At 28.2% G+C, this 13,077-nt stretch carries 12 protein-coding genes; 10 read left to right on the top strand and 2 right to left on the bottom strand.

The features are described from left to right. Positions 1-474: a GNAT family N-acetyltransferase gene (locus tag BN1865_RS01900; RefSeq protein ID WP_050635573.1), complete on the top strand. Its 474-nt coding sequence runs from the start codon at positions 1-3 to the stop codon at positions 472-474. On the opposite strand, the gene BN1865_RS01905 is transcribed toward BN1865_RS01900, so the two are convergent. Both BN1865_RS01905 and BN1865_RS01910 read right to left on the bottom strand, forming a co-directional pair. Beyond that, positions 458-1,804: an MATE family efflux transporter gene (locus tag BN1865_RS01905; protein ID WP_050635574.1), complete on the bottom strand. Its 1,347-nt coding sequence runs from the start codon at positions 1,802-1,804 to the stop codon at positions 458-460. The genes BN1865_RS01900 and BN1865_RS01905 overlap by 17 nt on opposite strands. A 109-nt stretch (positions 1,805-1,913) precedes the next feature. Beyond that, positions 1,914-4,895 (bottom strand): bifunctional diguanylate cyclase/phosphodiesterase, encoded by a 2,982-nt coding sequence (locus tag BN1865_RS01910; protein ID WP_050635575.1) that lies wholly within the window; start codon positions 4,893-4,895, stop codon positions 1,914-1,916. 130 nt (positions 4,896-5,025) lie between these two features. Between BN1865_RS01910 and BN1865_RS01915 the strand changes: the two genes are divergently transcribed. The 9 genes from BN1865_RS01915 to BN1865_RS01955 all read left to right on the top strand — a co-directional run bounded on the left by BN1865_RS01915 (position 5,026) and on the right by BN1865_RS01955 (position 13,075). Next, on the top strand, positions 5,026-5,901 hold the full coding sequence (locus BN1865_RS01915; protein WP_050635576.1) for a DMT family transporter: 876 nt from the start codon (positions 5,026-5,028) through the stop codon (positions 5,899-5,901). 26 nt (positions 5,902-5,927) lie between these two features. Then, a complete protein-coding gene (locus BN1865_RS18680; RefSeq protein ID WP_082189878.1) occupies positions 5,928-6,425 on the top strand; it encodes a prepilin-type N-terminal cleavage/methylation domain-containing protein in 498 nt (165 codons plus the stop codon). 163 nt (positions 6,426-6,588) lie between these two features. After that, a complete protein-coding gene (locus BN1865_RS01925) occupies positions 6,589-7,080 on the top strand; it encodes a prepilin-type N-terminal cleavage/methylation domain-containing protein (RefSeq protein WP_050635577.1) in 492 nt (163 codons plus the stop codon). Positions 7,081-7,565: 485 nt separating this feature from the next. Then, on the top strand, positions 7,566-8,330 hold the full coding sequence (locus BN1865_RS01930) for a prepilin peptidase (RefSeq protein WP_050635578.1): 765 nt from the start codon (positions 7,566-7,568) through the stop codon (positions 8,328-8,330). Positions 8,331-8,349: 19 nt separating this feature from the next. Beyond that, positions 8,350-9,543 carry a type II secretion system F family protein gene (locus BN1865_RS01935; RefSeq protein ID WP_050635579.1) on the top strand — a complete coding sequence of 398 codons (1,194 nt, stop codon included), beginning with the start codon at positions 8,350-8,352 and terminating at the stop codon, positions 9,541-9,543. A 10-nt stretch (positions 9,544-9,553) separates the two neighbouring features. Beyond that, the gene (locus tag BN1865_RS18535) at positions 9,554-11,089 is read left to right on the top strand and encodes a type IV pilus biogenesis protein PilM (protein ID WP_198527222.1); all 1,536 of its coding nucleotides are present in this window, start codon (positions 9,554-9,556) and stop codon (positions 11,087-11,089) included. A gap of 16 nt (positions 11,090-11,105) precedes the next feature. After that, positions 11,106-11,699: a type II secretion system protein GspM gene (gene gspM / locus BN1865_RS01945; protein WP_050635580.1), complete on the top strand. Its 594-nt coding sequence runs from the start codon at positions 11,106-11,108 to the stop codon at positions 11,697-11,699. Between the two features lie 22 nt (positions 11,700-11,721). After that, positions 11,722-12,171, top strand: a complete 450-nt coding sequence (locus BN1865_RS01950; protein ID WP_050635581.1) for a hypothetical protein — start codon at positions 11,722-11,724, stop codon at positions 12,169-12,171. Further along, positions 12,158-13,075, top strand: coding sequence for a pilus assembly FimT family protein (locus BN1865_RS01955; RefSeq protein WP_050635582.1), 918 nt, complete (start codon positions 12,158-12,160; stop codon positions 13,073-13,075). The genes BN1865_RS01950 and BN1865_RS01955 overlap by 14 nt, the downstream gene beginning before the upstream one ends. The last annotated feature ends 2 nt before the right edge of the window (positions 13,076-13,077 follow it).

A 13,077-nucleotide genomic window follows, 5' to 3' on the forward strand; every position in this document is an offset into this window, starting at 1 on the left:
ATGAATGAGAAAAGAAAGATTTCAATTAGAAAAATAGATGAAAATAATAATCAGGATGTTTTGAATTTAAAAATCAAACCTGAACAACAAGATTATATTGAAAGTGTGGCTGATTGTTTAAAAGAAGCACATGAATTGTCTTTATGGCGACCAGTGGGATTGTATGATCAAAATCAGTTGATTGGGTTTGCAATGTATGGTTTATGGCATGAAAAGAATCAGAAGCGTGTTTGGTTGGATCGCTTTTTAATTGATAAACAATATCAAGGAAAGGGATATGGTAAACAATTTTTGGATGTTTTATTAAATCATATTTTTGATGAATATGGGTGTCATGAAATTTATTTAAGTTTGTATGATGACAATGATCATGCTTTAAAATTATATCAGCAGATTGGCTTTGTAATGAATGGAGAAAAAGATATTCATGGTGAAACTGTTATGGTGAAAAAGAGGATTAGTCTGAAAGATTAATCCTTTTGTATGATCTATAGAAAAATATAACAGCAATTAAGCTGGCTATGAATTCTGATAATGGGAAAGTTATCCAAACGCCTTGTAAACCAATCCAAGGTATTAAGATAAGTGATAATGGAATGATAATAATAAATTGTCTTAAAAGGGAAATGATTAATGATAATGAGCCTTTACCTAATGACTCAAAAGCTCCAGCCATTAAAATACCAAATGTTGAAAGAACAAAGCTGAATGATAAAATACGAAGTCCTACAATTCCTATATCTAACATTGACTGATTCGCGTTAAACATGGAAAGAATAAATTCTGGGAAAAGGTAGAAAAGGAAAGTCCCAGCAAAAAGAATAACTCCGATTGTTAGACCAGACATTTTTAATGTTTGATCCATTCTGTTTCTTTCTTTGGCACCATAATTATAACTCATAATAGGACGCATACCTTGTATAACACCGTTTGAGGGCATATATACAAAGGATTGAAGTTTAAAATAGATACCAAAGAAAGCAACAGCACTTTGAGAAATTGAGGCAAGAATACCATTTAAAATAGAAACCAGAAGTGAAGGCATACACATCATAACTCCAGAAGGAATAGCAATACTATAAAGCTTTTTATATGTTTCTAAATCAATATGGAAATGTTGAAAAGATAAATGGATATGTTCGTTGTATTTAGAAAATAAATAAATAGAAAGAAAGCAGGCACTCATTTGTCCAATAATGGTTGCGATTGCAGCGCCACTGACACCTAAAGCTGGAAAACCAAAATAGCCAAAGATGAGAATTGGATCTAAGATAATATTAACAATTGCTCCAACAATTTGCATGATCATAGGAACAATCATGTTACCACAAGCCTGAAACATTTTTTCAACAGCTAAATGAATAAATGAACCAAATGTTAATGTAATAACAATAGTTCCATATTGCATACCATAGTCAATGACATCTTGACTTTGAGTAAACATATTTAAAAAAGGATGAATTAAAAAGACTCCTATAATAACAAAAAGTAATGAATGTAATAGTGACATAACAATTCCCTGACTGGCTACAAATGATGCCTGTTCATCATCATTAGCTCCTAAATGTCTGGCGATAAGTGCATTCATTGCAATACCAATACCACAAGATACAGCTAAAGAAAGATTTTGTAAGGGATAGATTAAAGAAACGGCAGTTAATGCTGATTCTCCTAATTGGGCGACAAAGATACTATCAATAATATTGTAAAGTGATTGAATAAGCATTGATATCATTGGCGGAAAAGCCATTGTCATAAGTAATGGGAAAATAGGCTTATAGCCCATTGGATTTTTCTTGTCCATAATTTGTTCTCCTTTTCATAAAAAAAGCTATAGATGTCTATTTATAATCAGAAATAGAGAAATCTATAGCATAATAGCAAATATGAAATTGCATGACTATTTTATCTGCTTATTTTTCATTTGTCAATCTTTTTTGAAGATAATGAAGAGTATCATTTAATGAGAGTGGATAACTAAAATAATATCCTTGAATATAATCAGGTTGAAATTCTTCAACAATATCTAATTCTTCTTTGGTTTCAACTCCCTCAATAACAACTTTTAAATTTAATTCATGACAAAAACCAATAATAAATTTAGTAAAACTATAATTAAATGAATCAGTCTTTATATTTCTAACGAAAGATTGATCAATTTTAATAATATCTAATGGTTCATCTTTTAATAATGATAATGAAGAAGAACCTTTTCCAAAATCATCCATCGCAATCTTTAATCCTAATGAACGAAGTTGATTAATAATAGAGATAACTTTTTGATTATCTTTTACAATTGTTGTTTCTGTTAATTCAAGAATCACAAGTTGAGCAGGTATCTGATAGGTTGTTAACATTTTTTTAACATAATCAATAAAATGATCTTGGATTAACTGAATATAAGAAACATTAATACTAATCATAATAGTATGATCATATTCTAAAAACGTCTTTAATTTAATAAGAGCTTGTTCTAAAATCCAATTTCCTAATTGAATGATTCCACGTGTATCTTCTAAAATAGGAATAAATGTTCCTGGACCAACTTGAGGAAAATCTGGATGATTCCATCTAATTAAAACTTCAAATCCCATTAACTGATGTGAGTTTGCTTTGACTTTTGGCTGATAAACAAGAGAAAAACCTTCATATTGATTCATTATGGCTTGTTTTAAAGTGTTTTGTAATCTTAATATATAAGTTTCTTCTTGAAATAAATCAGGATTAAAAAATGTTAAATCAGTATGAGAATTCCTCTTGCTATACTGTAAAGCAATTTCACAATTACGACGAAGTTCAAGATAAGTGCTGCCATCTTGTGGTTTTATGGCGACTCCAGCGTTAAAATGACAAGTTAAGGGTTTTCCTTCATAAGTATGTTTTTGGCTTGCATATGCTTGGATTTTATCAAAAATTTGCTGAATTTTAGTCGTATCTGTTTCTTTTAAAATAAGTCCAAATTCATCACCATCTAATTTAAAAAGTGTTGTTTCATTATATAACATTGTCTGAATATTTTGAGCAAGAATTCTTAAAACATGATCACCAAATTCATGATCATAAAGTTGATTAATCACTTTAAATTGATTAATGTTTAAAATCATAATTGCAAATTGACTCTTTAACTCATTAATCCGTTTTTCAAATTCAAAATGATTATATAAACTTGTTAAATTATCACGATAATTTTTACGTCCTAAATTAGAAATAAAACCAGCAAATATACTTGGTTCATGATTATCATCATATTCAACATGACCACGACAACGTAACCAGACATATTCATTATTTTTATTTAAAGCACGATATTCAACAATATGACTATCTGTTCTTCCATCAGTAATTTGTTGATTACTATTTAAAAATTCATATTTATCATCTTTATGAATTTTTGCTCCAAAAACAGCAGCTGCATTTGTTAAAACATCATTAGGAAAAGCAAATTCTTCCACCATAGCAGGAGTATATTTGAAAACACCCGTTTTCATATTACAAATAAAAATATAATCATCAGTACTTTTTACAAGAGCATTATAAAGTAAATCTTTATTGTAATCAAAATTTTCAACCACAGGGGAATGAATTTTTAAATCATTAAGAGCATATCTTAAATGACTTCTTTTTTTCCATATATACATTTTTTCATCAGCTTGTGTAATTATATCAGTTGTTGATAATTGATTGTGGGGTAAGACTTCATAAAGACCAAAACAAAAACTTAGGATATAAGGCAAGTTTTGATTGTTTTGAATTGTTTTGAGTTTATTTAAAATCAATAACATTGTTTGATTAACCTGATGGGTTGTATTATCATAAAAAGAGATAATAAATTCATCACCGCTTAATCTAAAAAACAAATCTTTTTTATGGATTAAGGATGATACAGTATCAGTAATGGTTTTAATAAAAAAATCTCCAGCTTGATGTCCATAAGTATCATTAATTGTTTTTAAATGATCCAAATCAAATAAACATACAATAATATTTTTATTTTCTTTTTTGGCTTCTTCAATTTGACTAGATAATTTCTTTTTACCAGCACGTCGATTATAAATACCTGTTAAATCATCATAACTTGCTTTATTTTGAACATCTTTAAAATGAGTAATATCAATAGAATATTGAAAATGAACAAGGGAATGATCAAACCATTCCACCATAGAATCATAATTCTGATAAATATGTTGATTAGACGTACTATGTTCTTCCCATATTACACAATCATGAGGATTATGTACAAGATGATTGACAGGACATTGTAAACAACGTCCTTTTTGATTTTTTTGAAAGACTTGCCAACATTTTTGACCAATAGGATGATTTAATTGATAAACATCTTTCATTTGATTATTAACATAAAGAATTTCATCTGTATGAGGATTTGTAATATACACATTGGCTTTAATATTATTGAGAATTTGTCCAACAATAGACTGATTAAATATTTTTCTTTGATAAGTATCTTTGTTATCAAAAATATCACTATACATTTTTCCTAATTGTTCTAAAAAGTCTTTTTCTTCATCAGTATAATTGATTCTATTTTTAGCTTTACAAAAAAATAAGCAGCCATAATAAGTATTATGAGACTGAATAGGTACAATATGAACATAATATTGATGAGATAATGATTCTAAAATAAAATCAAAAGCAGATTGATGATTTTTAGGAATATTATTTTCATTAATAGAAGATTTTTGAATACTAAAATAATCATGATCTTGATAATTACTTTTTAAAAACAAACCACAAATATTATCAATATCAATGATGTTTTTAATGATTTTATATAAAGAATGAAATACATTTTTATAATCACTTTCTAAAAAGAATTCACGAAAGTCTTTACAATGTTGATATAACATTAATAAATACTTGCTATTATCTTTATTCATTGTTAATCACCTCAATAATTATTATAAATCTTTTTTATTGATATTGCACCAAATTCATGATGATTTCAAAAGTCTTTTACATGACAAAATAAAAAAAGTATAGTATATTAATGAACATTGGAGTGATATTATGAAAAATAAAGGTATTATTATGATTATATTGGCTGCTTTTTGTTTTGCAGTGATGAATATGTTTGTTAAATTAGCTGGGGATTTACCATCTATTCAAAAAAGTTTTTTTAGAAATTTAGTAGCTGTTTTTATCGCTTTTTCAGTATTGAAAAAAAGTGGTGTAGGTTTTCAAATTAAAAAAGAAAATATTGGTTTATTACTAGGAAGGTCTATTTGTGGGACAATTGGGATTATTGCTAATTTTTATGCAGTAGATCATCTTTTATTATCAGATGCATCAATTATTCAAAAGTTAAGTCCTTTCTTTGTGATTATCTTTTCTTTCTTTTTATTAAAAGAGCATGTTAACAAAAAACAAGTCTTTTCTATCATTATTGCATTTATAGGAACATTATTTATTGTTAAACCAAGTTTTCAAAATACACAAATGACAGCAAGTTTAATAGCATTAATAGGGGCAATGGGAGCAGGGATGGCTTATACAATGGTCAGAATGTTATCACAAAGAGATGTCAAAGGACCACAGATTGTTTTCTATTTTTCATTATTTTCATGTTTAAGCGTTGTTCCTTATTTGATCTTTCATTTTGAAGCAATGACTTTACAACAAATAATAATATTATTGTTGGCTGGAATAAGTGCAGCAGGAGGACAATTTGCTGTCACAGCAGCATATTCTTATTCAGCAGGAAGAGATATTTCATTATATGATTATTCACAAGTTATTTTTGCGGCTATTTTAGGATTTATTGTTTTTAAACAAATTCCTGATATATTAAGTCTATTAGGTTATTTAATTATCTTTGGTATTACATGTTATATGTATATTCAAAATCGTAAAAGTCATTGTATAAAGAAAGAATCTTCACTATAATGAAATAGAAAGAGAGAAAATAGATTATGAAGAAGAATAAAAAAGGTTTTACTTTAATAGAAATTATTGTAGTTGTTGTTATTTTAGCAGTACTAATGGCGGTCGCAGTACCGTCGGTGCTTAAATATGTAGATGAAGCAAACGATGCAAAGTATATAACCCAGGCTAGAAGCGCTTATACAATTCTCAATAAAGAAATTGTCAAAGCTGTTGTGAGTGCGCCTAACCGTACATTAAGTAGTGCTGATTTTGAAGCCATAGTTGAAAATAGTGATTTTAGTGATTTAAAAGATATTTGTGCTGTTTCACTTCCACAATTAGCAGCTATTGATGGAGAATTACCACAAGATGATGAGCTTATTACCATTGATAATATTCCAAAAACATATTGTTTTGTGATTGGAAAAATAGATGACGATATTAAAGCAGAACGTTATATTACACTTAAAGAAAATGAAATCGTAGAAGTCTCAGATACTAATCTGGGATTTGGACAATTAATTGAAATATCACATGAAAATTAAAAAAACATTATAGATTACATAAGGATTACATTTCATCACAAAGACATCACAAAACAGTAATTTTCTTTGCAACAAATGAGAGAAATTTGCATAATATCTCACAATCCCTTGCGTGAAAAATCGTTTTAAGATATAATTTATCTATGAAAGGGAGGATATTGAAATGAATATCAAAAAATTAAGAGAGTTAAAGAAAAACAAAAAAGGTTTTACTTTAATTGAGATTATTGTTGTTATTGTAATCTTGGCAGTACTATTAGCTGTAGCTGTACCTTCAGTTTTAAATTATTTAGATGAAGCAGATAATGCTAAATTACTCGCAAATGCAAGAGCTGTTATGAATTCTGCTCAAGCTGAAGTAATAAAAGAAGCAGTTACTTCTGACGGTATAACATCTGCTGAATTAACAGCTTTACCAGCTAAAATTGTAACTGCTTCTGGTGTGGATTGTACAGTTAACGCTTTATACACTGGAGAAGGAACGATTAGTAACGAAGGAAAAAATAACATTACTACTTCTGCTACACCAATGACTGCTAATACAGATTCTGATACTGCTAAACGTGAACTTTCAGCTGTTAAAATGACAATTAATGGTGTACCTATTATCGCTGTAATTAATGATAAGATTTACTTGGGTGCTGCTAGTAACTAGTATTTATTGTCTATAAACCCTTTCTCTTTTTTGAGAGAGGGTTTCATTCTTAATGATATTAGTTTGAATATAATAATGACTAACACTGTTTTTTTGTATTAGAATATGTATACAATGATAATTATTTGACAAATGCAAATACAGGCATTTGAATTATATGATATAAAACATTATTAATATTTTAACTAATAAGTAGCAGAAAAATTTTGATGGTGGATAGTTTTAATTGTGTTGAAAATTAAATTTATATTTAAAGCATGGAAAAATGTATAAAACAGTTGTTTGAAAGGGATTAAATAATTCGAATAGTGTTGTCTAATTAAACTTGATTTAAAAGTGAAGGATTAATAATTGATGCAAGAAATAGTAGGAACCGATTTATATTTTATGATAGTACTAAGAATGATTATGTAAGTTATTATGCAACAATATAACCAAACAATAAAGTAATAATCGCAAAAAATAAAGAGTAAGGGGTATTAGTGATGGAGGCAATATTTATATTTTTATATGTTTATGTGTTTGTTGTTGGGGCATGTATTGCTAGTTTTATAAATGTTGTGATTTATCGTTTGCCTCTAGGAATCAGTGTTGCTAAAGGAAGAAGTTTTTGTCCAACGTGTCAACATCAGTTACATGCAATAGATTTGATACCAATATTAAGTTGGATTACTTTAGGTGGTAAATGTCGTTATTGTAAAGCAAAAATACCAGTGAGAGATACTTTACTAGAAGTATTAGGTGGATTGTTAGGAATGTTATGTTTTTATCGTTATGGTATAAATTGGATGACATTAATATCGTTTGTGTTTGCAATGATATTAGTAGCTATTGGTATGATTGATTTAGATACAATGACGATTCCTAATTCATTAATTATTGCTTGTTTGATTGTGACAGTAATATCTTATCCTTTTATTGATTTAAGTATTATGGATCGTATTATTGGATTTTTAATTGTGAGTTTGCCAATGTATGCAATGAATTATATCATTCCTGATTGTTTTGGTGGAGGAGATATTAAATTGATTGCTGTATGTGGTTTGATGCTTGGTTGGGTTCATTTATTGGTTGGTATGTTTATTGCAATTGTGATTGCTGGAAGTTATGCTGGGTATTTAATGTTGAGTCATAAGGTTGATAAAAAAGATCATATTGCATTTGGACCATATATTTGTTTTGGATTGTTTGTTGCTTTATTATATGGTGAAAATCTGTTACAATTGTATTTAGGAATGTTTGGACTTTAAAAAGAGGAGTTGAACGTTAATGGCAACGTTTAGGTATACTGCAAAAGATATAAATTCTAAGAAATTTCATGGCAAGGTTGAAGCGAATTCACGTGAGGAACTTGTCACTTTATTGCGTTCTGATAATTTATATCTTTTGAAGTGCAAAGAATATAATGAAGAAGGAAATCATTATAAAATCAAATTGAAAGAATTAGCTGAATTATGTAGACAAGTAGGAACTATGATTTCTTCTGGTATTAGTTTAATTATGGCTATGAATATTATGACTAAAAGAGAAACTAATCCTAAGTTGGAAAAGATATATAAAGATGTTTATATAAAGTTACAACAAGGTTTTACCTTATCTAATGCTTTAGTAGCACAGGGACGTGCTTTTCCAAATTTAATGATTAATATGATTCACTCAAGTGAGTCTACTGGTATGATGGATAAAACACTTTTGAAACTGGCTGATCAATATGACAAAGATAGTAAAATAAATGCTAAGGTTAAAAGTGCAATGTTTTATCCTATTATATTGATAGTTGTAACTGTTGGAGTCGTTATGCTGGTATTTACAATGATTTTGCCAAACTTCTTAACATTATTTGAAGGTATGGATATGCCATTTATTACGCAAGTTATGTTTGCGATTAGTGATGCTATTATTAATTATGGACATTGGATATTAATTGTTATCTTAATTTTAATTGCAGGAATATCTTATTTGTTAAGAGTCGATAAGGTAAGGCTTCAATTTGATAAATTTAAATTGTCTATTCCTAAAGTTGGAAGTTTATTAAAAATTATTTATACAGCTAGGTTTGCAAGGAGTATGAGTTCTTTATATTCTAGTGGTGTTTCTATGATCAATTCATTAAACTTAGCGAAAACGACAGTTAATAATGCATACATTGAAAGTCAGTTTGACGATGTAGTTCATTCTGTAAGAGATGGAACAAACTTGTCTACTGCTATTAGTGAAGTGCATGGATTTGATGCAAAATTACCTAATGCTATATATGTAGGAGAAGAAAGTGGAAAGTTAGATGATATGTTACAACGAATAGCTGATGATTTTGATTTTGAATCAGAAATGGCTATTGAAAAGTTAGTGACATTATTACAACCTGTCATGATTATTATTTTAGGTGTTTTAATTTGTATGGTTGTTGTATCTGTTATTTTACCAATTTATAGTATGTATGGCAATGTAAGTGGAAAAGGATAGGAGGGAATATATGAAAGGAACAGTTGTATATTTATCTAGTGAGCAATTAGTTATGATAACTGCTGAATCACGTAGAGATGTCTTACGTGTTGAAAATTATGAACGCCTTCCATTTCCTATGGGAGCCATGATTAATGGGGTTATTATCAATGACGAAGCTGTGAAAGAACAACTCCATCATTTAAAAGAAGAAGGTATTGATGAAGTACATTTGGTTATAGATAGTGGACAGATTCTTGCCAAAAATGTTGTTATTCCAAAAATGAAAATGAAAGAAATATATCAGTTTACTAAAGATGAATTATCACCTTTAGCACAAAATGCAGAAGATATGATATATGATTTTGCATATTTAGATGAAGATTCTACATCTAAAGGTGCAAGTAAAATTTTAGCATTAGGAGTTGAAAGAAAATTAATAGATATGTATCTTCAACTGTTTAATGATTCTGGAATTGCTATATTAAGCATTGATTTTGCTATTAATGCATTAATCCGTTTTATTCATTTCTTACCTGGTTTTCTTGATAAAACATATATATTATCTCAAATAGATGGAAATAATTTAATATCTACTTTGTTTGATAATGACGAATATGCTCTTACATATAGAACACGTATTATGGCAAACACTGGAACACCTGAATTTGAAAATGAGGTTATTAATAGTATTTCTCATATGATTCAATCAAGTAATAGAAGTGATAGTTCTTATAAAATTAGTGATGTTTTTGTTTTTGGATTAGATGATAAAGAAGAAATGTCTTTATGTCAAAATATACATGATCAGTTACATGTTGATGCAAGAGGATTACCAGGTTCTAAAGCAATTTATGCAGTTAAAGATTTTGATAATGAACCATTTAAATTATCTCATTATGTGTATCCAATTGCTATGTTTTATAAAAAAACCGGTTCTGGTTTTAAAAACAAGGAACTTGATTTATTAAAGGCTTATAATCGTGATGATGAACCACCTAAATATGAGAGTGTTCTTAAATTATGTATTCCACCAATTATTATTTTATTAGTATTTTTTATTCCTTTTGGAATATTAACATGGAGCAATATGTCTTTACAAAATAAAATTGATGATGTTGATGCAGAAATTGAAAAATATAATTTGGCAATTTCTGCTACAGATACCTCTGCATATGAAAAACTTTCTTCATTTCAAAACGTATTAAATTCAATTAAACAGTTGAATGAACAAATTCAAAGTACACCTATAATCAGAGATGAACATATTACTAATATTCAAAAATCTTTGTTAAATGGTATGGTGTTAGATTCAATTAATTATACTCGTGAAACACATACAATTTCTTTATCTGTTTCTTCAACTAATGTTCAAACAATTGAAAAATATGTAAAAAATTTAAAGAAACAAAATGATTTTATAGCTGTTAATTATTCTGGGTATAACGAAATAACAACTTCTTCAACAACTCAAACAGGAGAAGTTGATCCAATTACTGGTTTACCAGCAACGAATACTGTTGAATCAACTTCATATAAATCAACTATTACTATAATTTTAAAATAAAGGAGAGATAGTAGAGATGCAATCATTAACAAAAAGAGAAAAGACATTAATATATATCTTGGTTTGTTTTTTAATTATAGTTGCAGGATGGTTTTTGTTATTAGATCCTGCATTACAAAAAAACACACTTGTTAAGGCAGAATATGAACAAAAACAATCACAATTAATCACTGTAAAACAAAAATTAAAAGATTATGAAGATGCACCTAATCAATATAAAATTTTAGAAGAAAGCTATAATGAAATTGCTGGGAAGTATAATGAGATATTAAGTAATGATGATATTGATAAACTTATTACAACAAAAGTATTAGCATGTGGTTTTAGACCAAAGAGTCTAACGATAGGTGAAATAACTAATACATCTTTTCAAACATCTGATAATGCAACTTCAGAAGAAAATAATTCAAATAATCAGAAAACTGATTCGGTAATCAAACAAGCAAATATTAATATGACACTATCTGGTGATATTAATAAATTGAAAAAATTGATCAATTCAATAAATGAGCAAGAAGGTTTAGAAATAGGTAATTTATCTTGTCAATTATCGAATAATCAAGCAAATTCTGTAAGTATTTCATTTATCATTTATATGATAGAAAAATAATAATGGATATGGGGTGATACATGTGAAAAGTGAAAAAGGTTCTAGTATTGTCATGGCGGTAGTGGTTGGCATGGTTTTGACTATTTTGCTTGGAGCATGTTTTGCTATTGCAAGTTCTTATCATAATCGCTCTATAATGAATCATCAGGAAAGACAAGCTTATTTAACTGCTAAATCTATAGTTGATACCATTTCAGTGCAGATAACTGCAGGAAATGATAACTTTATTCCTAAAGAGTCAGAACCAACTATTGAATTTAATGATATTCAATTAACAGGTGATACATGTGAAGAGAAAAAAGCAACAATCACTTTAAACAATACCGACAATGTTATTGTTATTGTGGCTTCAGCTACCAACTATAAACAAACACAGGAAATACAATTAACAATGACAAAAGATTCAACAACAGGTCAGTGGCAAAATCTTCAATATTCTCATAAAGGAGAAACTGTCTATGAAAAAGAATAATCGCGGTTTTACATTAATTGAATCCATTGTGACAATTGCTATGATAGCAATTCTATTGAGTGCTGTTGCGCTTGCTTTTACATCAATTATCCGTTATATGAGTGAATCAGCGTATATAAAAAATACAAGCAATGAGTTGTTTGAGAAGATTCAAAATAACGAGGGTGAAGAGACTAATGCTAGAATGGTGTTTAGTGATTCTGTTTCAGTAGATGGTGTAAAGAAAACAGTCACTGATCATTATAATGACAAAGATGAATTATTTTTATCTTCATTTAATTATATTGAAGAATACAAACATTCAGCATGGTTTTATTTGTTGAAGGATCCAAGTCAACAATATAATGAAATAATTACGCCCGATTCAACTGATACTAATTCTAATTTATTTTGGCTTAATAAAATGGGAGCTGAGAAAAATATTATAAAAGAGAATACACATAATTCAACTGATATTAATTACATTTTATCACGCATCAAAAAATTTCCATCAAAAGAAAGTATGTTTGACATTGAGACTATATTAGAATTATATGAAGATTCTTACTATGAGGGTGTTACATATGAACAAGCAAACGTAGTTTGGTATAAAATTGAAAAAAGAGATGATAATGATTTTAATGTTTTTGGTATTGTCGAACCAGTTAAAGTGAAAGAGAATGCAATAAATGTTACTTTTGTCAGAAATGGAAAAAAAGTTACAGTTTCAGTTAGTAGAACATCTGGTATGACTATAGGAACAAAAGAATATATAAAAAATCAGTTAGGTTTTACTGATGAAGGTAATCAATGGGTTTGTGAGCAAATAAATAATGGTATGAAATTTAAATTAACTGATTTGTTAATTCCTGATATGTTTGTTGGATTAGATGATTATGATACTATCACAATTACACATAAATAATA

Source organism: Candidatus Stoquefichus sp. SB1 (assembly GCF_001244545.1).
GTDB lineage: Bacteria > Bacillota_I > Bacilli_A > Erysipelotrichales > Coprobacillaceae > Stoquefichus.

Coding starts and splice junctions, on each gene's coding strand:
- BN1865_RS01900 (WP_050635573.1), top strand. CDS start 1: ATGAATGAGAAAAGAAAGATTTCAATTAGAAAAATAGATGAAAATAAT.
- BN1865_RS01905 (WP_050635574.1), bottom strand. CDS start 1,804: ATGGACAAGAAAAATCCAATGGGCTATAAGCCTATTTTCCCATTACTT.
- BN1865_RS01910 (WP_050635575.1), bottom strand. CDS start 4,895: ATGAATAAAGATAATAGCAAGTATTTATTAATGTTATATCAACATTGT.
- BN1865_RS01915 (WP_050635576.1), top strand. CDS start 5,026: ATGAAAAATAAAGGTATTATTATGATTATATTGGCTGCTTTTTGTTTT.
- BN1865_RS18680 (WP_082189878.1), top strand. CDS start 5,928: ATGAAGAAGAATAAAAAAGGTTTTACTTTAATAGAAATTATTGTAGTT.
- BN1865_RS01925 (WP_050635577.1), top strand. CDS start 6,589: ATGAATATCAAAAAATTAAGAGAGTTAAAGAAAAACAAAAAAGGTTTT.
- BN1865_RS01930 (WP_050635578.1), top strand. CDS start 7,566: ATGGAGGCAATATTTATATTTTTATATGTTTATGTGTTTGTTGTTGGG.
- BN1865_RS01935 (WP_050635579.1), top strand. CDS start 8,350: ATGGCAACGTTTAGGTATACTGCAAAAGATATAAATTCTAAGAAATTT.
- BN1865_RS18535 (WP_198527222.1), top strand. CDS start 9,554: ATGAAAGGAACAGTTGTATATTTATCTAGTGAGCAATTAGTTATGATA.
- gspM (WP_050635580.1), top strand. CDS start 11,106: ATGCAATCATTAACAAAAAGAGAAAAGACATTAATATATATCTTGGTT.
- BN1865_RS01955 (WP_050635582.1), top strand. CDS start 12,158: ATGAAAAAGAATAATCGCGGTTTTACATTAATTGAATCCATTGTGACA.